This is a genomic window from Rhizobium sp. Leaf453, from assembly GCF_001425605.1.
In the GTDB taxonomy this organism is placed as follows: domain Bacteria; phylum Pseudomonadota; class Alphaproteobacteria; order Rhizobiales; family Rhizobiaceae; genus Pararhizobium.
In genome coordinates this window covers 114,536-136,835 of record NZ_LMRG01000007.1, presented here as the reverse complement: position 1 = coordinate 136,835, position 22,300 = coordinate 114,536, and the positions used below count along the sequence as shown (strand labels likewise).

Below are 22,300 nucleotides of genomic sequence, written 5' to 3'. Positions count from 1 at the left end.
GAACCATGTGTTTGCGCTCCGTTCAGACCTACCCGGTATCGTATCGGCCATGACAACGGCCCTAACCATCCTTGCGATCCTTCTGCTGCTCAATATCGTCACCTTCTGCGTCTTCTGGTGGGACAAGCAGGCGGCACGCGGCGGCGCCTGGCGCATTCCCGAAGGCCGGCTGCTCGGCCTTGCCTTCATCGGCGGCAGCCTTGGCGCGCTCGCTGCCCAGCAATGGTTGCGTCACAAGACGCGCAAGGAGCCGTTTCGCACCCGGCTGATCCTCATCCTGCTGTTTCATGCGCTCATTGCCATTGCCGGAACCATGATCGCGCTTTGGAAGCTGGCCAGCGCCATCTTCGGCGGATGATCACTCGCCTTGCTACGTCTTTCGGCGTGTCGCTTGACATAGCGCAAGATTCGTAACTATTATTATTACATGAAGAGAAACAGCAGACTTTCCGCAGTGCTGCATGCATTGCTCCACATGGCCGAACGCGAACGTCCGATGACCTCGGATGAACTCGCGGTCTGCCTGAGCACCAATCCCGTCGTCGTCCGGCGCACCATGGCCGGGCTGCGTGAAGCGGGGCTCGTCGCTTCCGGCCGCGGCCATGGCGGCGGCTGGACGCTCGCGCGCCCGCTCGAGGACTTGACCATGCGCGACATCTACGCGGCGCTCGGAGAGCCGATGCTTTTCCAGATGGGCAATGTCAGCGAAAGCCCGGGCTGCCTTGTCGAACAGGCTGTCAATCACGCGCTCGACGACGCCTTTCGCGACGCCGAGGCGATGTTGATCGCCCGTCTCGGCGAAGTCACGCTGGCGGCCCTTGCCGACGATTTCAAGCGGCGCTTTGCCGAACATCGGGCCAGGCTCAAACCGCACGGCTGACAGTCAAACCAAACCTCGGCTTCGCCTCCGGCTTCCACACCTAGAACCCGGCCGGCGGAGCCATGACAAAAGGAACAATCATGCAACAGGACGCCATCATCATCGGCGGCGGCTTCGCCGGCCTGTCCGCCGCCTACATCCTCGGCCGCGCCCGCCGCCATGTCACGATCATTGACAGCGGGACTCCGCGCAATCGCTTTGCCGCACATGCACATGGCGTGCTGGGCCATGACGGAAAATCGGGTGCCGCAATCCTCGCCGAGGCCCGGGCACAACTCTCTGCCTACCCCACCGTCACCTTTCTCCGGGGAGAGGCTGACTCTGCGGAAGGAACGCTCGACGATTTCGACGTCCGCACCGATAGCGGCGAAGTGGTGGCGACGCGGCGTATCCTGTTAGCAAGCGGCGTCGAAGACCGCCTGCCCGATATTCCCGGCCTTCAGGAGCGCTGGGGCCAGACGGCGCTGCATTGCCCCTATTGCCACGGCTATGAAATCGGCGGCGGTCCGATCGGCGTCATCGCCACCCAGCCGATGTCGGCCCATCAGGCAGCCGTAGTCGCGGACTGGGGCGACGTGACGCTCTTCACGAACGGCATGCCTGAGCCGGACGAGGCAACGCTCGACCTGTTGGCCCAGCGCAGCGTGAGATTGCAGCCGGGTACGGTTATCGCCATTGACGGCGCGCCGGATGCTCCGGCGCAAGTCCGCCTCGCCAACGGTACGAGCGTCGAAGTCAAGGCGCTGTTCATCGCGCCGGAACTGCATATTCGCGGCACGCTGGCACAGGATCTCGGTTGCGCGCTGGACGATTCTCCGGCTGGAAAGATCATCGCCACCAATGCCATGAAGGCAACCACCGTTGCCGGTGTCTTCGCAGCCGGAGACAATGCCCGCGCTTTCGGAAACATCACACTGTCCTCCGCCGATGGCGTCATGGCGGGGCTCGGCGTCCATCAGTCGCTGATGTTCCCCGTTGCACATTCTTGACGAAGGCACAGCTACCGTTTTAGAAAACGCCTGTCCTTTGGAGTTTTTATGTTTACCTCGTCTGAGATTGCCTGAAGGCCCTGCCCGCAAATCTGCTTTGCGCGCACGGGCCGGAAAACGAAGCCCTGACGTTCGACTGAACGCCAGACCCGTTTTCATGCGTTCTTCGGAACGCCTTTCGGATCTCATCATCAATGGACATTTCACGCGACGAACAGCGTATTCTTCATCTCATGGCCCAAGGCGGGCGCATCGAAGTCATTCGGGCCGGCAAAAGCATTGACCAGGCACAATGCTTCACCCGCGATGGCTGGCTCTATCCTGATTTCGGGCTGGAGCTTTTCCGCAAGCTGAAGCGTAAGAAGGCGATCGCCTCCTCCAGCGGCAAGCCCTACCGCATCACGCAACGCGGGCTGGTCCTGGTGCGCGCGCAGTTGAACAACCGCTAGGCAAGCACGGGCGGGAGCCAGTATGCTCCCGCCCGTTTCCGTCAAAGCAGAAAGTCGACCGCGGTGATCGCCGCCTTGTTGGCAAGCTCGATCTGGAAATCAGCCGTCGTATCGCCTGTCATCTCGCCGTAGATGATGCCGTTGGAATAACGCAACTGGCCACCAACGCCCGTAAACGCACCACCACCAATAAAGGTAAAGGCCTGATCGCCGGCCACGTCGTCCATCGCATCCAGTTGACAAAGGTCGATCAGGTCGGTGCCGTGGACGAAATCGGTGATCACGTCGTGCGCAGTTGCAACGGGTGCTTCCGTTGCAGAACGGTAGAGGAATGTGTCTACCCCAGAGCCGCCGCCCATCGTGTCCGCCGAAGTGCCGCCAATCAGGGTGTCGTTACCTGCGGTGCCCGACAGCGTGTCAGTGCCCGAACCGCCGTCGAGGATGTCATTACCGAGGCCACCACCGATATTGTCGTTGCCGGACAGACCGTTGACTGTCTGCCCATCAGCGACACCGGACAGCTTGACGATGTCATTGCCGGTCGATCCGCGGATTTCATCGACAAGCACCAGAGTATCGCCCGTGAAGTCTGCTGTGCCGGCGGACGACATGATCAGCCGCTCGACACCGAATCCGGCTGCGATGGTCTCGAACTCGGACATCTGCGCGCCGGTCATGATCATCGAATTGCTTCCTATCGATAGCTTCTCCAGCGACGACAGTGTGGCAAGCGACAGATCGATCGTGCCGATCGCACCCAGCAATGTGAAATTCAACTCATCGAGATCGGCGCCACCATTGATCGTCTCCGCCAGACCGCTGATATCCGACGACTGCTTGACCTCAATGAGGTCATTGCCCGCACCACCGTTGAACTTGTCGGTTCCAGCACCTCCATCGAGCATATCGTTGCCATCGCCGCCACCGAGTGTGTCATTTCCGGTCCAGCCGCGCAGGCTATCGTTCCCCTCGCCAGCATTGATCGTGTCGTTGCCCTGCCGCGCATCGACAAACAACCCCTGCGCATTGGCCTGGAAGTTGATCACGTCATTGCCGGAAGAACCGCGGAGCTCATCCAGCAAGTTGCTAATGACAGCAGCGGACAGATCAATGGTGCCAGCGGCCGCGAGGATAATCCTGTCTGCGGCGAAACTTGCATTGATCTGGTCGAACTGGCTCAGCTGGGCGGCGGTGATCGTGACATCGTTGCCGTTCAATCCAAGCTGTTCCAGATTGCTCAGGCTCGCCTTCGTCAGATCAACCTTGCCGGCACCGTCGAAGCGCAACAGATCGGTATCGTCACCGCCGTTCACGGTCTCCGCCAGGCCGGAAATCTCCGCGACATTGGTCACGACAAAGATGTCATTGCCCGTGCCGCCGCCAAGCTTGTCGATGCCGGCTCCGCCGTTGATGACATCATTACCGTCGCCGGAGCTCATCGTATCATCGTCGGCACCGCCCTTCAGCGTGTCATTGCCCTCATAGCCAAGGACAGTGTCGGCACCGGCGCCGCCATCGAAATTATCATTGCCGAGGCTGCCGTAAATCTTGTCGACGCCGCCAAGTCCGTTGACGGTCTGGCCCAAACCGACATCAGTGAGGATGAATGTGTCGTTGCCGGATGTTCCGCGGAATTCATCGACGAGATCGTTGATAATGGCGCCGGTCAGATCGACCGTGCCGGCAGCAGAAAGATAGAATCGATCGGTCGCGAAACCGGCGGAAATCTTGGTGAATGCTCCCAGTTGCGCGGCTGTCAGCGTCACCACATTGCCACCGCCGGCAAAGCGGAAATGCTCGACATCGGTGATCGTCGCGGCAGTGAGGTTGACTGTGCCGAATGCATTGAATTGCGCGAAATCGATGATGTCTTCGTCAGCACCGCCATTGATGCTTTCGGCAAGGTTGTTGATGTCCGAGGCGGCATTGAACTGAAACGCATCCGTCCCGGTTCCGCCGATCAGGACATCGATGCCGGCGCCGCCGATGATGGTGTCGTTTCCGTTTCCACCGTCCACCGTATCATTGCCGGAACCGGAAAAGACGAAGTCGTCGTCATCGCCGGCGTTGACGACGTCGTCGCCGGCATCCGAATAGATTTCGTCGATTCCGGCGCCGGTATTGATCGTGTCGGCACCAACCGTTGCCGTGTTGAATTCAGTCACTCCGAAACCCGGCGTGTGTCCATCGCCGTTACGATGCACGAGATCGCGACCGGACGTACCAGTAATCGTTGCCATATGATCTCTCCCCAAAATGCGCCTGCAAAGGGGGCGGCCCAATGAAACTCAGGCGCGCTTCAACAATTAATTAAGATTTTAGTAATCTTTAACATTGGAGGGGGCGCGCGGCCACGGTTTTCACCAGAACGGCCGATCACATTTTCATGTGCAAGGAGACGTGACCATCAGAACCATTCCTGACCCTGCCGGATCACGGAGTGTTCCAGAACCTTTGTCATGCCAATGGATTCGACGTCTCGATCGAGCTTGGGCGCATAGGCGGTCGATAGCGAACTGACGGAATAGCCATGCTTATGAAAGAAGGCGATGGCCCGGGTGTTCTGGGCGTGGGTCTTGACCATGGCGGTCTCGAAGCCCTGAGCCTTGATCGTCCGTTCGAGGTCCGCGAGCAACAAGGAACCTAGACCGCTGCGCTGCACGTCCGGAGCGATCCACAGATCGGAAATGCTGCCGTCATTATCCTCGCGCGCTGCCCAGCCGGCGATGACGCCGCCGGCTTCGACGACGCTGACACCATACCAATGTGAGCGGAGGAAGGAGAGAAAGGAAAGCTCGGCGATATGCCGCATGCCCCTCGCATCGGCGAGGCCTGAAACGGCTCGCTCCCAGGCATCGAGGCCCACGGCCGTCAGGGCTGGAATTTCAAGTTCACGCGCGGTGCGAACCGTGATCATGCGGCAGACCCCTTCCACCGCGAATAGAGCATCGGCACTGCCGTTTGACCAGCAGCGCCGATGAAATTACCACCACTTTGCGGGAGAGAACCGGCCGGCTGCCTGTTCGATGACATGCGCCGTCTTGAACAGGGTCTCTTCCTCGAAAGGCTTGCCGATCAGTTGCAGGCCGAGCGGCAGGCCCTTGTGATCGAGGCCGGCGGGAACGGCGATGCCCGGCAGGCCGGCCATGTTGACCGTCACCGTGAAGATGTCGTTGAGATACATCTTGACCGGATCGGACGCCAGGTCCTCGTCGGCGATGCCAAAGGCGGAGGATGGCGTCGCAGGCGTAAGGATCGCATCGACGCCAGCATGGAAAGCGAGTTCGAAATCGCGCTTGATCAGCGTGCGGACCTTCTGCGCCTGCAGGTAATAGGCGTCGTAATAGCCGGCCGACAGCACATAGGTGCCGATCATGATGCGGCGCTTGACCTCAGTGCCGAAGCCGGCGGCGCGGGTCTTCTCATACATGTCGGCAATGTCCTTGCCGTCGACGCGCAGGCCGTAGCGGACGCCGTCGTAGCGCGCCAGGTTGGACGAGGCTTCGGCCGGGGCGACGATGTAATAGGCTGGCAACGCATACTTCGTGTGCGGCAGGCTGATATCGACGATCTCGGCGCCGGCGTCCTTCAGCCAGGCGATGCCCTGCTGCCAGAGCGTCTCGATCTCCTCCGGCATGCCATCGACGCGGTATTCCTTCGGAATGCCGATCTTCATGCCCTTCAGCGACTGGCCGAGCGAGGCTTCGTAATCCGGCACCGGCAGGTCGACGGAGGTCGTATCCTTGGCATCGACGGAGGCCATCGACTTCAACAGGATCGCCGCATCGCGGACGTCGCGGGCGATCGGGCCGGCCTGGTCGAGCGACGAGGCGAAGGCGACGATGCCCCAGCGCGAGCAGCGGCCATAGGTCGGCTTGATGCCGACGGTGCCGGTGAAGGCGGCCGGCTGGCGGATCGAGCCGCCGGTATCGGTCGCGGTAGCTCCGGCGCAGAGGAAAGCGGCAACCGCTGCGGCCGAACCGCCGGATGAACCGCCCGGAACCAGATCGAGGTTGGAACCCTTGGCGCGCCAGGGGTTCTTGACCGGGCCGTAATAGGAGGATTCATTCGACGAGCCCATGGCGAATTCGTCCATGTTCAGCTTGCCGAGCATGACGGCACCGTCGTTCCAGAGGTTCTGGGTGACAGTCGACTCATATTTCGGCTTGAAGCCATCGAGGATGTGGCTGCAGGCTTGGGTATGGATGCCCTCGGTGCCGAACAGGTCCTTGATCCCGAGCGGAATACCTTCGAGCGCCCTGGCCTTGCCGGCAGCGATACGGGCGTCGGACGCCTTGGCCATGACGCGTGCCTTGTCCGGCGTCGTAACGACATAGGCGTTCAGCGCGCCATTGGCCGCGTCGATCGCACCGATATAGGCCTCCGTCAGTTCGACGGCGGTGATTTCCTTGGCGCTCAGCTTGGTGCGCGCTTCAGCAATGGTCAGATGGGTCAGGTCGGTCATGGCAGGCTTTCAAAAATCAGGTGCGTTCGGGCGGCGCGGCGAAGGCTTATTCGACAACCTTTGGGACGAGGAAGAAATTCCGGTCCTCGTTCGGCGCATTGGCAACGATATCGTCAGCCTTGTTTCCATCGGTAACGGCATCGGCGCGCTTCTTCATCGCCATCGGCGTGACCGACGTCATCGGTTCGACGCCCTCGACATTCACCTCGGACAGTTGCTCGACGAAACCGAGGATGCCATTCAGTTCGCCGGTCATGCGCTGCGCATCCTCTTCGGTGACGGCAATGCGGGCAAGACGCGCGACGCGCTTCACGGTGGCGAGGTCAACTGACATGGATAGTCTCCGATAGAAATTTCCTACCCGCTATAATGACCAAGCCCCGGGCGCGCAACGGGGGAATCGCTGTGTTGCGCGCCTTGCAGGGCATTTCGCCCGTCAGAACGAAACGATGCCGCCGACCCTGGGTGTCGCGACTTTCGTAGTGGCACCGTCCATACCAGCGATAAACAGTTCCGGGGTCTGGTCGATGATACCGAAAGAACCGTAGTGGCACGGCAGGACCGTCTCGAACTTGAAGAAGCGCTGGCAGGCAAGTGCCGCAACCGCACCGCCCATGGTGAAGCGATCGCCGATCGGCACCAGGCCGATCTCGGGCAAATGCAGTTCGTGGATCAGCGCCATGTCGGAGAAGATGTCGGTATCGCCCATGTGATAGACCGTCGGCTCATCCTCGAAATGCAGGACGAGGCCGTTGGCGTTGCCGAGCGAATGCGACACACCATCCTCGGTCAGTTGTGCCGAGGAATGAAGGGCATTGACGAAGGTCGTGGAAAAACCGTCGAGATGGATGGTTCCGCCGGTATTGCCCATTTCAAGTGCCTTCACGCCCTTTGAGCCCAGCCAAGCGGCGAGATCGGCATTGGCCACCACAGTGGCGCCGGTTTCCTTCGCCAGTGCAATCGTATCGCCGACATGGTCGCCGTGGCCGTGGGTAAGCAGGATATGCGTGAGGCCGGCTGCCGCATCCTTGCGCGACGATTCGTCGAAGGACGGATTGCCGGTGAAGAAGGGATCGATCAGGATTTTCGCGCTGGCGGTTTCCAGATGGAAGGCGGAATGGCCGAGCCATTTGATCTTCATTGTGCGCTCCTTTGGATTCTTACGGAAGAGTATGACATAGGTGGATATACGCGAATGACATTGAGTGCGAATTGGAAATGACGATGGCAACGGCCGATGACGAATATGTGTATGACGAAGCAACCGGCGAATGGCGCCCCGCTTCCGAAATGGCAGCGGCCGAGGCAGCGATCGTGCGCGATGCGGCGGGCAACCAGCTTGTCGATGGCGATTCGGTGACCTTGATCAAGGATCTTAAGGTAAAGGGTGCCGGCACGACCTTGAAACAAGGAACCGTGATCAAGTCGATCCGGTTGACCGACAATATCGACGAAATCGACTGCCGCCACGAGAGCATCAAGGGTCTCGTGCTGCGCACCGAATTTGTCCGCAAACGCTGAGCCAGGGATGACGACGCTTACAATAGAAGAACTGTCGGCCGCGCTTGCCCCCGGTCAGGCCATTGGCGGACTGGATCTCGGCACCAAGACCATCGGCATTTCCGTCTCGGATCTCGGTCGGCGTTTTGCAACGCCACGCGATGTGATCAAGCGCGTGAAGTTCGGGCCGGACTCCGAGGCCTTGTTGGCCGTGGCCAACAAAGAAAAGATCGCCGCCTTCATCATCGGCCTGCCGATCAACATGGACGGATCGGCCGGTCCGCGTGCGCAGGCGACCCGAGCGTTCGTGCACAACATGGCGCAGAAGACCGATCTCCCCTTCGTCTATTGGGACGAGCGGCTATCGACGGTGGCGGCGGAGCGGGTACTGATCGAAATGGATGTCTCGCGCAAGAAGCGGGCCGACCGGATCGATTCGGCCGCCGCCTCCTTCATCCTTCAGGGCGCGCTGGACAGGTTGGCGTCCTTGGCGAAGGGCGCCTCCACGGCTTCAGACGGCTGAGCAGCGGGAAAACGGCGCTGGTACCAGGCCCGAATCTGGCGGCGCTTGCGGAACGCGATGATCGCAAAGACGATCAGGCTGTCTACGGCGATGGCGCGGGCGACAAGCGGCGGAATACTTTCCGGCGGCAGGCCCAGGACATGGCCATAAACCGCGAAAACCAGATCATGCGCCTGTCGCGTCAGCATGAAGATGCCGAAATTCATGTCGTAATAGGAAAGACCGTACCAGCCGGTGAGAAGAAGGACTGGGCACGCCCAGAGAATGAGGAACCACTTCATGCCGTCCTCCCCTCGCCGATCAGCCCGCGCTTCAACTGCGAGGACAACCAGTCCAGTGCCATCAGACTCGTCAGGATGGCCGCCGGAACAGCCAGATCGAGCGTCAGCGTCGCAAAAAACATCATCATGATGATCGTCAAGCCAGTTCTCACCGAACCTGCCTCATGCCGGGTATGGTTAAAATTATCTGCGGTTTTCACTCTTGCCCGTTAACCTTGTCGGCGCAACGTAAACCATTTGTTAAGGTTAATATCCGGACGTGCGGTTGCCCGCCTGTGGACAAGGGTCTATCGGTGAAGCCGATTTCCTTCAGGCCTCTCCCCCATGATGATCATCTTCGAAAGCATCCTGCCGGTCTTCCTGCTCGTCTCGCTGGGCGTCTGGTTGAGGCGATCACCGTTGATCAACATCACGCTGTGGGACGGACTGGAGCAGCTTGGCTACTACATCCTCTTCCCTGCGCTGCTGTTTTCGACGCTGGCGACGGCGGATTTCGCGGGGATGAAGGCGGACACTACCGCCATTGCCACGATCGGCAGCATCTCTCTGATGTCGGCGGCGCTGCTGCTAACCTGGCCGTTTCTCCGCCAGCGCCATGTCTCCTCCCCCGCGTTCACCTCGATCTTCCAGACCTCGACGCGCTGGAACGGCTTCATGGCACTGGCCATCGCGCAAAAACTCTACGGTCCGCTCGGCCTCAGCCTGACAGCGCTCGTGATGACGCTGCTGATCATTCCGATCAATCTCTACAATATCGGCGTGCTGATTGCCTTCACCGGCAGCGGCCGGGGCCTGCGCTTCTTCATTATCAAGATCGCCACCAATCCGATGATCGTTGCCTCGGCGCTGGGTATTCTGATTAATCTTGCCGGCCTGACGGTCTATGAGCCAGTGCTGACGGCGGTCGAAATGCTGGCGCAGGCATCGCTCAGCCTCGGTCTGGTGATGGTAGGTGCCGGTCTCAAGGTAGCCGACGCGCTGAGACCGAGCCGCGTCGCCCTGCTCGCCGTCTTCCTGAAGCTGATCATCATGCCGGTCTTCATGGTCGGCGCCAGCTGGCTGCTCGGCATTCGCGGTGATGCGCTGCTGGTGATCGCGCTCGGCGCCAGCGTACCGACCGCGATGAACGGCTATATCCTTGCCAAGCAGATGGGTGGCGATGCGCCGCTCTATGCGGCCGTTGCTACCGTTCAGACGGTGGTCTCGTTCTTCACCATCCCGCTAGTGCTGACCGTCACCGGCTATATCGCTGCCGGGTAAAGCAGGTCGACGATGTAAGCGGAATCGAAGCGCGAATCGAGCATGCCGTAGGTCGAACGCCAGCCGGCAGCAAGCCGGGATTCGAGGAAGGCATCGGCCACCCGCCCTGCCCCAAGACGATAGAGTTCGGCGGCGGAGGCGGCCAGCGCCAGTTGTTCGACCAGCATGCGGGCCGCACCCTCGTCGCGCTCGCAGAGCGACATGGCGGCACGCAGGACATCGACGGTCTTCTTGCCGGCCGGCCCGAGATCGCGGCTGATCACCTGGAACAGCAGTTCGAACAGATCCTTGCCGCGTGTCAGCACACGCAGGACATCGAGAGCCATGACATTACCGGAGCCTTCCCAGATCGCATTGACCGGGGCCTCCCTGTAGTGACGCGCGATCGGGCGCTCCTCGACATAGCCGCTGCCGCCGATGCATTCCATCGCCTCATAGATCAGCGCGGGCGCGATCTTGCAGGCCCAGTATTTGGCGACCGGGGTCATGATGCGGGCATAGGCGGCGTCTTCGGCGCTGTCGCGCGCCTTATCGAAGGCTTCGGCGAGACGGAAAGACAAGGCGCTTGCGGCCGCCACGTCGAGCGCCATATCGGCGAGCACGCGTGTCATCATCGGCTGGGCGACCAGCGGCTTGCCGGACACCTTGCGGCCGCGCACATGATGGACGGCCTCGGCCAGCGAGGCGCGCATCATGCCGGCGGATGCCAGAGCGCAATCGAGCCGAGTCAGCGTCACCATGTCGAGAATGGTACGGATGCCGGCATCCGGCGTTCCCAACAGGAAGCCGAAGGTCTCGGAAAATTCGACTTCCGAGGAGGCATTGGAACGATTGCCGATCTTATCCTTCAACCGCTGGAACCTGAGCCCATTGGCCGAACCGTCTTCAAGCAACCTCGGCACCAGAAAGCAGCCGAGACCGTCGCGCGTCTGCGCCAGCATCACGAAAGCGTCGCTCATCGGCGCCGACAGGAACCATTTGTGGCCGGTCAGGCGGTATATTCCCTCGCCCACCCGCTCGGCGATCGAGGTATTGGCGCGCACATCCGTCCCGCCCTGCTTTTCCGTCATGCCCATGCCGATGGTCACGGCGGATTTCTGCATCCAGGGCTTGTTCGACGAATCGTATTTGCGCGACAGGATCTTCGGCGCCCATTCCTTCTGTACCGCCGCAGACGCCGAGATCGCAGCGACAGAAGCGCTGGTCATCGTCAACGGGCAGAGATGACCGGCTTCAAGCTGTGCCGTCAGGTAGAAACGCAGGGCACGCGCCTTGTGCGACCGGCCGCGCTCGTCGGCAATGTTTTCCCAGGCGGAGGCATGCAGGCCCGAGGTCATCGAACGGCGCATCAGCGCGTGCCAGGCCGGATGGAAATCGACGACATCGAGACGCTCGCCACGCGGGCCGTGGGTGCGCAGCTTCGGCACGCCTTCGTTCGCCATCCGCGCCAGATCCTGGGCTTCCGGCGAGGTCACGTAGCGGCCGATCGATTCGAAATCGTCGCGCAGCGGCCGCGGCATCGACGCAGCGACATCGACCAACAACGGATCGGAGCGGAATGCATTGATCCCCGACCAGGGCTTGGGCTGGTTCAGATCGGCGAGTTTCTGTTCATTTCGGTTCAGAGTCATGTCGCGTTTCTAGCTTAAGTCCCGATGCTTAGGAACAGCATCGGGATGGGATAAACGCCGCTTGCCGCAACAATTTTGAGGATGCTGCGATAAGGCCAGAAAAGCGTGGGGATGCACCCGGTTTGCACCCCCTCAGCCTTGCCGGTTTACCGCACAGTCATTATAGACCCACCCAACTTCTAAAAAATGAGGCGGCTCTCCATGGATTTCTTTCCGCATCGCCACCTGCTGGGCATCAAGGGCCTGACGGAACAGGACATCACGCTGCTGCTCGACCGGGCAGACGAAGCCGTCAAGATTTCCCGGCAGAGAGAAAAGAAGACATCGACGCTGCGCGGCCTGACGCAGATCAACCTGTTCTTCGAAGCCTCGACCCGCACGCAGTCCTCCTTCGAACTGGCCGGCAAGCGGCTCGGTGCCGACGTCATGAACATGTCGGTGAGCAATTCTTCGGTGAAGAAGGGCGAGACGCTGATCGATACCGCGATGACGCTGAACGCGATGCACCCCGACGTGCTGGTCGTTCGCCACTCTTCCGCCGGGGCCGCCGCCCTACTCGCGCAGAAAGTCTCTTGCTCTGTCGTCAATGCCGGCGACGGCCAACATGAACATCCGACGCAGGCCCTGCTCGACGCGCTGACCATTCGCCGCGCCAAAGGCAAGCTGTCGCGCATCATCGTCGCCATCTGCGGTGACGTGCTGCATTCGCGCGTCGCCCGCTCGAACATCCTGCTTCTCAACCAGATGGGTGCCCGCGTGCGCGTCGTCGCGCCCGCCACACTGCTGCCGTCGGGAATCGCCGATATGGGCGCCGAGGTCTATCACTCAATGGAGGAAGGCCTGAAGGATGCCGATGTCGTGATGATGCTGCGCCTGCAGCGTGAGCGCATGGCCGGCTCCTTCGTGCCTTCGGTGCGCGAATATTTCCGCTACTACGGCCTTGACGCGGAAAAGCTGAAGGCGGCCAAGGAGGATGCGCTTGTCATGCATCCCGGCCCGATGAACCGTGGCGTCGAGATCGCATCCGACATTGCCGATGGCCCGCAGAGCGTCATCGAGCAACAGGTTGAAATGGGGGTCGCCGTGCGCATGGCGGTGATGGAAACACTTCTTCTTTCGCAGAACCAGGGGCCGCGCGCATGACCAATTCCCTCGTCCTGAAAAACCTGCGCGTCATCGACCCTTCGCGTAACATCGATGAAACCGGCAATATCGTCATCGAAAACGGCGTCATCACGGCTGTCGGCAAGGACGCACATGGCGCGCCAGCCGGTGCCGAAATCCGCGATTGCAACGGCCTTGTCGCCGTGCCCGGTCTTGTCGATGCGCGCGTTTTCGTCGGCGAACCCGGCGGCGAATATCGCGAAACGATCGAATCCGCCTCGCGCGCGGCGGCTGCCGGCGGCGTCACCTCGATCATCACCATGCCGGACACAGATCCGGTGATCGACGATATCGCGCTGGTGGAATTCGTCCAGAAGACCGCCCGCGACAAGGCGCTCGTCAACGTCTATCCGGCTGCCGCACTGACCAAGCATCTCGACGGCGAGGAAATGACCGAGTTGGGCCTGTTGCGAGAAGCGGGCGCTGTCTGCTTCACCAATGGCCGCCAGCCTGTCCATGACACGCTGGTGCTGCGCCGCGCCATGACCTATGCGCGGGAATTCGGGGCGGTGATCTCGCTCGAAACGCGCGACAAGTATTTGGGCGCCGGCGGCGTCATGAACGAGGGTCTGCTGGCAAGCTGGCTCGGCCTTTCGGGCGTGCCGCGCGAAGCCGAAATCATACCGCTGGAGCGCGACCTGCGCATCGCCGGTCTGACGAAGGCCGCCTATCACGCTGCGAAAATCTCGCTACCGGAATCGGCGGAAGCCATCGCCACGGCCCGCAAGCGCGGCGCCAATGTCACCTGCGGCATCTCGATCAACCATTTGACCTTGAACGAGAACGATATTGGCGAATACCGCACCTTCTTCAAACTCTCGCCGCCGCTGCGTGGCGAGGACGATCGGGTGGCGATGGTGGAAGCACTGGCAAATGGCACGATCGATATCATCGTCTCCTCGCACGATCCACAGGATGTCGATACCAAGCGCCTGCCCTTCGCCGATGCCGCCGATGGCGCGATCGGTCTGGAAACGCTTCTGCCAGCCGCCCTTCGGCTCTACCACAGCGGCGGCGTGCCGCTGATGCGCCTGATTGATGCGCTGTCGACCCGCCCAGCACAGATCTTCGGCCTCGACGCCGGCACGCTGAAGCCCGGCGCCAAGGCCGACATTACATTGATCGATCTCGAAGAGCCCTGGCTGTTCGGCAAGGACGCCATCATCTCGCGATCGAAAAACACGCCGTTCGAAAATGCCCGCTTTACCGGCCGGGCGGTTCAAACCTATGTTGCGGGAAAACTGGTCCATTCCATCTAAGCGATACGGACCATGGGAGGGGAACCGGTGGACATATTTTCCTGGCAGCTCGATGCCGTATCGACGGCCATCGCAGCAATCTTCGGCTATCTGCTCGGCACGATCCCCTTCGGCCTCATCCTCACCCGCATGGCGGGGCTGGGTGATGTGCGCAAGATCGGCTCCGGCAATATCGGCGCGACCAACGTTCTGCGCACCGGCAACAAGAAACTGGCCGCTGCCACCCTGCTGCTCGACGCCCTTAAGGGTACGGCTGCCGCCGCGATTGCATCACGTTGGGGGATCGAGGCCGGCATCGCAGCCGGGTTCGCGGCGTTTCTGGGCCATCTCTTTCCCGTATGGCTGGGCTTCAAGGGTGGCAAGGGCATTGCCACCTATATTGGCGTCCTGCTTGGACTTGCGCCGTTGATCGTCCTCGTCTTTGCTGCCGTCTGGCTCAGCATCGCCAAGCTCACCCGTTATTCCTCGCTCTCGGCGCTGGTTGCAACCGTCGTCGTTCCGGTTGTACTGTTGGCAACGGGCTATGGGAAAATCGGCATTCTGTTCGTGGTGATGAGCATCATCACCTGGATCAAGCACAAGGCGAACATCCAGCGGCTTATGGCCGGAACCGAGGGCCGGATCGGGGAAAAGGGATAAGACCGAATGTCGAACGGCAGCGCGGGACGAAACGGGATTGCGCTGACGGAACGACAGAGAATTGCCTGGCTGAGGCTGATCCGCAGCGACAATGTCGGCCCGGCCACTTTCCGTGACCTCATCAATCATTTCGGTTCGGCCGAGACGGCGCTGGAGATGCTGCCGGAACTGTCGCGGCGTGGTGGTTCGACCCGCGCGATCCGTGTCGCTTCCGTCGCCGAGGCGGAGAAGGAACTGGCAATCGCTAGTCGTCTGGGTGCCCGCTTCGTCGGCATCGGCGAACCCGACTACCCTCCAGCCCTGCGCCAGATCGATGGCGCGCCGCCACTGCTTGCGGCCAAGGGCAATCCCGCCATCGGCACTGTGCCCTCGCTCGGCATCGTCGGCTCCCGCAATGCCTCGATCAGCGGCACCAAGTTTGCCGCAATGATGGCGCGCGATGTCGGCCGATCCGGCTATTCCATCATTTCCGGCCTTGCGCGCGGGATCGATACGGCGGCCCACCGCGCCAGCCTCGACACGGGAACGATCGCAGCACTTGCAGGCGGTCTCGATCAGCCCTACCCGCCGGAGAATGTCGGCCTGCTCGATGAAATCACCGACGGCAATGGATTGGCGATCAGTGAAATGCCGTTCGGCTGGGAACCCCGCGCCCGTGATTTTCCGCGTCGCAACCGGCTGATTGCCGGTGTCAGCCTCGGCCTCCTCGTCGTCGAGGCCGCATCGCGCTCAGGCTCGCTGATCACTGCCCGGTATGCCGGTGACTTCGGCCGCCTTGTCTTTGCCGTTCCGGGATCGCCGCTCGATCCGCGCTGTCATGGAACGAACGGCCTCTTGAAGGACGGCGCGACGGTGACGACCGAAGCGCAGGATATCCTGCAAGCCCTGGCGCCTCTCAGCCGCATCGATCTGTTCACGCCACCGCGGGCGGAAGAACCCGGTGAACACGATCCCGGCCCAATGACGCCGCCGCCGGATGAGAACGATCGCGTCAGGATCACCGATGCGCTGGGGCCGACGCCCGTCGAAATCGACGACATCATTCGCCACACCGGACTTTCAGCGTCCGCAGTCTACCTTGTCCTGTTAGAACTTGATCTTGCCGGACGCCTTCATCGGCATCCCGGCGGTCTGGTTTCCATCAGCATTGGCGAATGAGAGACGCCGCTTGCCGGCCAGGATGTCGCTGGCTTCCACGGCGGCCATTTCGATCAGGTAGCACAGCATGTCCGCGCCCTTATTACTGGCGACACCGCGAAGTTCGCCGAGCATCTGCCGGATATAGGCGATCTTTTCATGGGTCTGGGCTTCCTTTTTGCCGGTGCCGCTCGAATTCGGAATCATCGGTTTTCCCTGTTGCGCATTCAACTTCGCCCATCGGCAGGCCATCATGTTCGAGCGAAACCCAATACGGCGCCCGGGTCGTGTCAACAGGCTCCCCGTCGGGCCGAATACTGGTTTCAAGCCCTGGTTTCGATGGAGATCGAGTACACTTCATGAACGATAACGCATTTATCTTTAATTGCAATAAAAACGTAATCTCTTTTAGGTTGCATTGCGTTGTATGGGCTTATTTTCCACGCGGCACTTGACCGCAGACGAATCCCTGTTCATGTCGGGGCATCGATATTTCCCAATGTGCCGCCTTTCCCCGGCCTGGCACAGCTTTGAACGGTTGCGTTGAGAATATGACCATGAATGTCGTCGTCGTGGAATCGCCCGCAAAGGCGAAGACCATCAACAAGTATCTAGGCCCAGGCTACAAGGTTCTCGCCTCGTTCGGACACGTGCGCGACCTGCCCGCCAAGGATGGATCGGTCCTGCCAGACGATGACTTCGCCATGCTCTGGGAGGTCGATGCCTCCTCCGCCAAGCGCATGAAGGATATCGGCGACGCGCTGAAATCCTCCGACGGTCTCATCCTTGCAACCGACCCGGATCGCGAGGGAGAGGCGATTTCCTGGCATGTGCTCGATCTCTTGAGAAAGAAGAAGCTGATCGGCGACAAGCCGGTGAGCCGTGTCGTCTTCAACGCCATCACCAAGAAGGCCGTGCTCGACGCAATGGCCAATCCGCGCGACATCGACGTGCCGCTGGTCGACGCCTATCTGGCACGCCGCGCACTCGACTATCTCGTCGGCTTCAATCTCTCGCCGGTCCTGTGGCGCAAGCTGCCGGGTGCCCGTTCAGCCGGCCGCGTGCAGTCGGTTGCGCTGCGCCTCGTCTGTGATCGTGAAGCCGAGATCGAACGTTTCGTTTCGGAAGAATACTGGAACCTGTCCGCGCTCCTGAAAACACCACGCGGCGATGAGTTCGAGGCTAGGCTCGTTTCGGCCGACGGCAAGCGTCTGCAGCCCCGTGCCGTCACCAATGGCGAGGATGCGGGCAAGTTGAAGGCTCTGCTGGAAAGTGCCAGCTACGTGGTCGATAGCGTCGAGGCGAAGCCCGTCAAGCGCAACCCGTCGCCGCCCTTCACCACGTCGACATTGCAGCAGGCCGCTTCCTCCAAGCTCGGCTTCTCCGCCTCGCGCACCATGCAGGTTGCGCAAAAACTCTATGAAGGTGTCGACCTCGGCGGCGAGACCGTCGGTCTCATTACTTATATGCGTACCGACGGCGTGCAGATGGCGGCCGAAGCGATCGATGCCGCCCGCAGCGCGATTGCTGACCAGTTCGGCGCACGATACGTGCCCGACAAGGCCCGCCTTTATTCCACCAAGGCGAAGAATGCCCAGGAAGCCCACGAAGCGGTGCGGCCGACCGATTTCACCCGCACGCCGGACCAGGTGAAGCGCTTCCTCGACGCCGACCAGTTGCGCCTTTACGACCTGATCTGGAAGCGCGGCATCGCGAGCCAGATGGCGTCGGCTGAGATCGAACGCACGACCGCCGAGATCACCGCCGACAACAAGGGCGAAAAGGCCGGCCTGCGTGCTGTCGGTTCGGTCATCCGTTTCGACGGCTTCATCGCCGCCTATACCGACCAGAAGGAGGATGGCGAGCAGAGCGACGACGGCGACGAGGATGGCCGCCTGCCGGAGATCAATGCACGCGAAAATCTCGCCAAGCAGAAGATCAACTCGACCCAGCACTTCACCGAGCCGCCGCCGCGCTATTCGGAAGCCTCGCTGATCAAGAAGATGGAAGAACTCGGCATCGGCCGACCCTCGACCTATGCCGCGACGCTGAAGACGCTGAGCGACCGGGAATATGTCGTCACCGACAAGCGTAAACTGATCCCGGAAGCCAAGGGACGCTTGGTCACAGCCTTCCTCGAAAGCTTCTTCACCCGCTATGTCGAGTATGATTTCACGGCATCGCTGGAGGAGAAGCTCGACCAGATTTCCGCCGGCGAACTGAACTACAAGGACGTGCTACGCGACTTCTGGAAGGATTTCTTCGCCCAGATCGAAGACACAAAGGAACTGCGCGTCACCAACGTTCTCGATGCGCTGAACGAAGAACTGGCACCGCTGGTCTTCCCGAAGCGCGAGGACGGCAGCGATCCGCGCACGTGCCAGGTCTGCGGAACGGGCAAGCTGTCGCTGAAGCTCGGCCGCAACGGCGCTTTCATCGGCTGCTCGAACTATCCGGAATGCAAATATACCCGCCCGTTCGGCGCAGAAGCCGCAAATGGTGAAGCTGGCGTCAGCAACGAACCGCAGGCGCTCGGCAAGGATCCGCATACCGGCGAGGAAATTACCCTGCGATCCGGCCGCTTCGGCCCCTATGTCCAGCGTGGCGACGGCAAGGAAGCCAAGCGCTCCAGCCTGCCCAAGGGTTGGGCACCGGATAGCATCGACCACGAGAAGGCACTGGCGCTGCTCTCGCTGCCACGCGATATCGGTGCCCATCCGGAAACAGGCAAGATGATATCCTCCGGCCTCGGCCGCTATGGACCCTTCATCCTTCATGATGGGAAATATGCCAACGTCGAAAGCATCGAGGACGTGTTTTCGATCGGCCTCAACCGCGCCGTCTCGGTGCTTGCCGACAAGGCGGCCAAGGGACCGGGTGGACGCGGCGCATCTGCTGCCGCGCTGAAGGAGATCGGCGAACATCCCGACGGCGGCGCGATCACCGTGCGCGACGGCAAGTACGGCCCCTATGTCAACTGGGGCAAGGTCAATGCGACCTTGCCGAAGGGCAAGGATCCGGCATCCGTGACACTGGATGAATCGCTGGTGCTGATTGCGGAGCGTATCGCCAAGGCCGGGCTCAAGCCCGCCAAGGGCAAGGCAACAAAGGCTGCGAAACCGAAAGCAGAAAAGGCCGAGGGCGCGACCAAGGCAGCAAAACCGAAGGCGGCCGCGAAGCCGAAGACCGCCGCCAAACCGAAAGCGGCTGCCAAGCCAAAGACGGCAGCAAAAGCCAAGAAGGCCTGAACGTGACCAGAATCCCACGCGATCGATCCGAACGGCCCGGCAAACCCGCAGTCCGGATCGGACGCGCGGGCAAGAAGGCCGTGTTGCCGGCAGATGACGTCGTGATCATTCACGGCGCGGTGCCGCCACGCGACGTGCTGATGCGCTTCATCTCGGAAAACCCGGAAAAAGCCTCTAAGCGGGAGATTTACAAGGCGTTCGGCCTGAAGGGCGAGACGCGCGTCGAACTCAAGGCATTGCTGCGCGAGATGGAACAGGACGGGCTTCTGGAAAAGAAGCGCAACTCGCTGGTCCGCCCCGGCGCCCTGCCCCCGGTCACGGTTCTCGACATTACGACCCGCGACAAGGACGGCGAACTGATCGGCCGGCCAACCGAATGGCCGGAGGATGAAGGTGTGGCGCCTGCCGTGCTGATCCGTCAGTCGAGCATCGGCCAATCCAAGGGCAAGACGCCCGTCGGCGGCATCGGCGACCGGGTTCTGGCGAAGATCTTTCCAGCCAAGGACCGTGGCGGTCCGGCCTATACAGCGCGCATCGTCAAGGTGCTGGATCGCAAGCGCAACAACAACGCCGCCATGGGTGTTTTCCGCCTCCTGCCCGATGGTGGCGGCCGGATCATGCCGATCGAAAAGCGCAGCGAAGAAATGCAGGTTGATGCCGAGCATCAGGGCACGGCGAAGGACGGCGATCTCGTCGAGGTCGAAATCGTTCGCGCCGGCCGGTTCGGCCTGCCGCGCGCGCAGGTGAAATCCGTCGTCGGCTCCGTCGCCTCGGAAAAGGCGATCTCGATGATCGCCATTCATGCCCACGGCATTCCCTATATCTTCCCTGAAAATGTATTGAAGGAAGCGGAGGCCGCCGGTCCCGCGACCATGTCGCACCGGGAAGACTGGCGTTCGCTACCGCTGATCACCATAGATCCGGCCGACGCCAAGGACCACGACGACGCCGTTCATGCGGAGCCGGACCCGTCCCCGCACAATCCGGGCGGCGTGATCGTCACCGTGGCGATCGCGGATGTCTCCTGGTATGTGCGGCCGAAATCCGCGCTCGACCACGAGGCGGCCAAACGCGGCAATTCCGTCTACTTCCCGGATCGCGTCGTGCCGATGCTGCCCGAACGGATTTCCAACGAACTCTGCTCGCTGAAGGAGGGCGTCGATCGCCCGGCGCTTGCCGTGCGCATGCGTTTTTCAAAGGAAGGGCGCAAGGCCGGCCATACCTTCCACCGGATCATGATGCGGAGCGCTGCCAAGCTCTCCTACAATCAGGCTCAGGCCGCCATCGATGGCAATCCGGACGATCAGACTGGTACTTTGCTTGAACCGATCCTGAAGCCGCTGTGGGACGCCTACGCCATCCTGACGCGCGGCCGCGACCGACGCCAGCCACTCGAACTCAACATGCCCGAGCGCAAGATTGTCCTCAAGGCCGACGGCACCGTCGACCGGGTCTTCGTGCCCGATCGCCTCGATGCCCACAAGCTGATCGAAGAGATGATGATCCAGGCCAACGTGGCCGCGGCAGAGACGCTGGAAATCAAGAAGCAGCCGCTGGTCTACCGCGTCCATGACGCACCATCACTCGCCAAACAGGAGACGCTGCGCGAGTTCCTGGCGACACTCGACTTGTCGCTCGTCAAGGGCGGCAACCTGCGTTCCAACCACTTCAACGGCATCCTGTCGAAGGCGGTGGACAAGCCTTTCGAGACGATGGTCAATGAAATGGTGCTGCGCTCGCAGAGCCAGGCGATCTACAGCCCGGAAAACATCGGCCATTTTGGCCTGAACTTGATGAAATACGCCCACTTCACCTCGCCGATCCGCCGTTACGCTGACCTGATCGTGCACCGCGCGCTCGTCGGCACGCTGGGACTGGGTGAAGGCGGCATCACGCCGGCGGAAGAAGCGGCCCTCAACGATATCTCCGCCGAAATCTCCACCTTCGAGCGCCGGGCGATGGCAGCCGAGCGCGACACGATCGACCGGCTGATCGCCCATCATCTGAGCGGTCGGGTCAACGAGGAATTCGACGGCCGTATCTCCGGCGTGACCAAGGCGGGACTTTTTGTCACCCTGCCGGCCTATGGCGCCGACGGTTTCGTGCCTATATCTACGCTGGGCCGCGACTATTACATCTACGACGAGGCCCATCAGGCGCTGTCGGGCGAAAAGACCGGTCTCGGTTATCGCCTGGGCGATCAGATCAGGGTCAAGCTTGTGGAGGCCGTGCCGCTGGCCGGCGCGCTTCGCTTCGAGATGATCAGCGAAGGACGCAAGATGCCGACGGCAACGCGCTCCTTCCACAAGTCCGGCCGCCGGGATCGCAAGATGCCGGGAACACGGCCGCCGCGCGGCAGGCGCTGAGGGATGCGGGCATTGCCCGCGTTCATGAAATGAGGATTTGGCGATGCAGGCAACCGGTAGCAATCCTGAAACGATCCGCTTCGAACAGACGGAACGCACCGAGCGCCCCGTCTGGCGATCCATCAAGCGCGGGCTTCTCAACACCTGCCCGGCCTGTGGCAGTGGCCGGCTTTTCGGCCGCTTCCTGAAGACGGTTCCCGCCTGTGCTTCCTGCGGCGAACAGCTCGACCGGCACGCCGCCGACGATTTCCCACCCTATATCGTCGTGACCATCATGGGTCATGTCGTGCTGGCCGGTTTCATGGCGACGGAAATGATCCTGCCGCTCTCCAACTGGGGGCATCTGGCCATTTGGGTGCCGATCACCATCATCGGGTCGCTGGCCCTAATGCAGCCCGTCAAGGGAGGCGTCATCGGCCTACAATGGGCGCTGAGAATGCACGGCTTCGGAGACCACGAGGACAGGCCTGAGGATATCCTGCCTGCACGGGATCCGGCCGCGTGACGGT

Annotated in this window: 23 protein-coding genes; 14 read left to right on the top strand and 9 right to left on the bottom strand. The window is 61.4% G+C overall.

Annotation, left to right across the window (positions count from 1 at the left end):
• The first annotated feature begins 49 nt into the window (after positions 1 to 49).
• The 4 genes from ASG68_RS10935 (at position 50) to ASG68_RS10920 (ending at position 2,318) form a co-directional block, all read left to right on the top strand.
• Entirely contained in the window at positions 50 to 358 is a 309-nt protein-coding gene (locus ASG68_RS10935; protein WP_062576493.1) for a DUF1294 domain-containing protein, read from the top strand.
• A 69-nt stretch (positions 359 to 427) separates the two neighbouring features.
• Positions 428 to 880 carry an Rrf2 family transcriptional regulator gene (locus ASG68_RS10930; RefSeq protein ID WP_062576491.1) on the top strand — a complete coding sequence of 151 codons (453 nt, stop codon included), beginning with the start codon at positions 428 to 430 and terminating at the stop codon, positions 878 to 880.
• Between the two features lie 80 nt (positions 881 to 960).
• Positions 961 to 1,869: an NAD(P)/FAD-dependent oxidoreductase gene (locus tag ASG68_RS10925; RefSeq protein ID WP_062576489.1), complete on the top strand. Its 909-nt coding sequence runs from the start codon at positions 961 to 963 to the stop codon at positions 1,867 to 1,869.
• A 194-nt stretch (positions 1,870 to 2,063) separates the two neighbouring features.
• Positions 2,064 to 2,318 (top strand): YjhX family toxin, encoded by a 255-nt coding sequence (locus ASG68_RS10920; protein ID WP_062576487.1) that lies wholly within the window; start codon positions 2,064 to 2,066, stop codon positions 2,316 to 2,318.
• A 41-nt stretch (positions 2,319 to 2,359) separates the two neighbouring features.
• On the opposite strand, the gene ASG68_RS10915 is transcribed toward ASG68_RS10920, so the two are convergent.
• The 5 genes from ASG68_RS10915 to ASG68_RS10895 all read right to left on the bottom strand — a co-directional run bounded on the left by ASG68_RS10915 (position 2,360) and on the right by ASG68_RS10895 (position 7,924).
• Positions 2,360 to 4,558 carry a hypothetical protein gene (locus ASG68_RS10915; protein ID WP_062576485.1) on the bottom strand — a complete coding sequence of 733 codons (2,199 nt, stop codon included), beginning with the start codon at positions 4,556 to 4,558 and terminating at the stop codon, positions 2,360 to 2,362.
• A 167-nt stretch (positions 4,559 to 4,725) separates the two neighbouring features.
• A complete protein-coding gene (locus tag ASG68_RS10910; RefSeq protein WP_062576483.1) occupies positions 4,726 to 5,235 on the bottom strand; it encodes a GNAT family N-acetyltransferase in 510 nt (169 codons plus the stop codon).
• A 66-nt stretch (positions 5,236 to 5,301) separates the two neighbouring features.
• Positions 5,302 to 6,783 carry an Asp-tRNA(Asn)/Glu-tRNA(Gln) amidotransferase subunit GatA gene (gene gatA, locus ASG68_RS10905; protein WP_062576481.1) on the bottom strand — a complete coding sequence of 494 codons (1,482 nt, stop codon included), beginning with the start codon at positions 6,781 to 6,783 and terminating at the stop codon, positions 5,302 to 5,304.
• Between the two features lie 46 nt (positions 6,784 to 6,829).
• On the bottom strand, positions 6,830 to 7,117 hold the full coding sequence (gene gatC, locus ASG68_RS10900) for an Asp-tRNA(Asn)/Glu-tRNA(Gln) amidotransferase subunit GatC (protein WP_062576478.1): 288 nt from the start codon (positions 7,115 to 7,117) through the stop codon (positions 6,830 to 6,832).
• Positions 7,118 to 7,219: 102 nt separating this feature from the next.
• The gene (locus ASG68_RS10895; RefSeq protein WP_062576477.1) at positions 7,220 to 7,924 is read right to left on the bottom strand and encodes a metal-dependent hydrolase; all 705 of its coding nucleotides are present in this window, start codon (positions 7,922 to 7,924) and stop codon (positions 7,220 to 7,222) included.
• An 83-nt stretch (positions 7,925 to 8,007) separates the two neighbouring features.
• Here ASG68_RS10895 and ASG68_RS10890 point away from each other — a divergent pair, with 83 nt between their 5' ends.
• Positions 8,008 to 8,304: an alkylphosphonate utilization protein gene (locus ASG68_RS10890; RefSeq protein WP_062576475.1), complete on the top strand. Its 297-nt coding sequence runs from the start codon at positions 8,008 to 8,010 to the stop codon at positions 8,302 to 8,304.
• Positions 8,305 to 8,311: 7 nt separating this feature from the next.
• Complete coding sequence (gene ruvX / locus ASG68_RS10885) at positions 8,312 to 8,806, top strand: Holliday junction resolvase RuvX (RefSeq protein ID WP_062576473.1); 495 nt, start codon at positions 8,312 to 8,314, stop codon at positions 8,804 to 8,806.
• On the opposite strand, the gene ASG68_RS10880 is transcribed toward ruvX, so the two are convergent.
• Positions 8,743 to 9,087, bottom strand: coding sequence for a DUF6105 family protein (locus tag ASG68_RS10880; protein WP_062576471.1), 345 nt, complete (start codon positions 9,085 to 9,087; stop codon positions 8,743 to 8,745). The two genes, ruvX and ASG68_RS10880, sit on opposite strands and share 64 nt — an antisense overlap.
• Positions 9,084 to 9,239, bottom strand: a complete 156-nt coding sequence (locus ASG68_RS31885; protein WP_164491910.1) for a hypothetical protein — start codon at positions 9,237 to 9,239, stop codon at positions 9,084 to 9,086. Before ASG68_RS31885 ends, ASG68_RS10880 begins: the two co-directional genes overlap by 4 nt.
• A gap of 172 nt (positions 9,240 to 9,411) precedes the next feature.
• Here ASG68_RS31885 and ASG68_RS10875 point away from each other — a divergent pair, with 172 nt between their 5' ends.
• Positions 9,412 to 10,347: an AEC family transporter gene (locus ASG68_RS10875; protein ID WP_062576469.1), complete on the top strand. Its 936-nt coding sequence runs from the start codon at positions 9,412 to 9,414 to the stop codon at positions 10,345 to 10,347.
• Here ASG68_RS10875 and ASG68_RS10870 read toward each other — a convergent pair.
• Positions 10,329 to 11,978, bottom strand: coding sequence for an acyl-CoA dehydrogenase family protein (locus tag ASG68_RS10870; RefSeq protein ID WP_062576467.1), 1,650 nt, complete (start codon positions 11,976 to 11,978; stop codon positions 10,329 to 10,331). The two genes, ASG68_RS10875 and ASG68_RS10870, sit on opposite strands and share 19 nt — an antisense overlap.
• Positions 11,979 to 12,179: 201 nt before the next feature.
• Between ASG68_RS10870 and ASG68_RS10865 the strand changes: the two genes are divergently transcribed.
• From ASG68_RS10865 to dprA, 4 genes are read left to right on the top strand one after another with little or no spacing between them, the layout of a single operon-like run.
• Complete coding sequence (locus tag ASG68_RS10865; protein ID WP_062576465.1) at positions 12,180 to 13,121, top strand: aspartate carbamoyltransferase catalytic subunit; 942 nt, start codon at positions 12,180 to 12,182, stop codon at positions 13,119 to 13,121.
• Positions 13,118 to 14,401, top strand: coding sequence for a dihydroorotase (locus tag ASG68_RS10860; RefSeq protein WP_062576462.1), 1,284 nt, complete (start codon positions 13,118 to 13,120; stop codon positions 14,399 to 14,401). The genes ASG68_RS10865 and ASG68_RS10860 overlap by 4 nt, the downstream gene beginning before the upstream one ends.
• Before the next feature lie 27 nt (positions 14,402 to 14,428).
• Positions 14,429 to 15,040, top strand: coding sequence for a glycerol-3-phosphate 1-O-acyltransferase PlsY (gene plsY, locus ASG68_RS10855; RefSeq protein ID WP_156373870.1), 612 nt, complete (start codon positions 14,429 to 14,431; stop codon positions 15,038 to 15,040).
• A 6-nt stretch (positions 15,041 to 15,046) separates the two neighbouring features.
• Entirely contained in the window at positions 15,047 to 16,198 is a 1,152-nt protein-coding gene (gene dprA / locus ASG68_RS10850) for a DNA-processing protein DprA (RefSeq protein ID WP_062576458.1), read from the top strand.
• Here the strand turns inward: dprA and ASG68_RS10845 are convergent.
• Entirely contained in the window at positions 16,127 to 16,384 is a 258-nt protein-coding gene (locus ASG68_RS10845) for a hypothetical protein (RefSeq protein WP_062576456.1), read from the bottom strand. The genes dprA and ASG68_RS10845 overlap by 72 nt on opposite strands.
• 350 nt (positions 16,385 to 16,734) lie before the next feature.
• Here ASG68_RS10845 and topA point away from each other — a divergent pair, with 350 nt between their 5' ends.
• The 3 genes from topA to ASG68_RS10830 are packed head-to-tail and all read left to right on the top strand — an operon-like array spanning position 16,735 to position 22,296.
• Complete coding sequence (gene topA / locus ASG68_RS10840) at positions 16,735 to 19,425, top strand: type I DNA topoisomerase (RefSeq protein ID WP_062576454.1); 2,691 nt, start codon at positions 16,735 to 16,737, stop codon at positions 19,423 to 19,425.
• A gap of 2 nt (positions 19,426 to 19,427) precedes the next feature.
• Positions 19,428 to 21,791, top strand: a complete 2,364-nt coding sequence (gene rnr, locus ASG68_RS10835) for a ribonuclease R (RefSeq protein WP_062576452.1) — start codon at positions 19,428 to 19,430, stop codon at positions 21,789 to 21,791.
• Positions 21,792 to 21,834: 43 nt separating this feature from the next.
• Positions 21,835 to 22,296: a DUF983 domain-containing protein gene (locus ASG68_RS10830; RefSeq protein ID WP_062576450.1), complete on the top strand. Its 462-nt coding sequence runs from the start codon at positions 21,835 to 21,837 to the stop codon at positions 22,294 to 22,296.
• Positions 22,297 to 22,300: the final 4 nt, after the last annotated feature.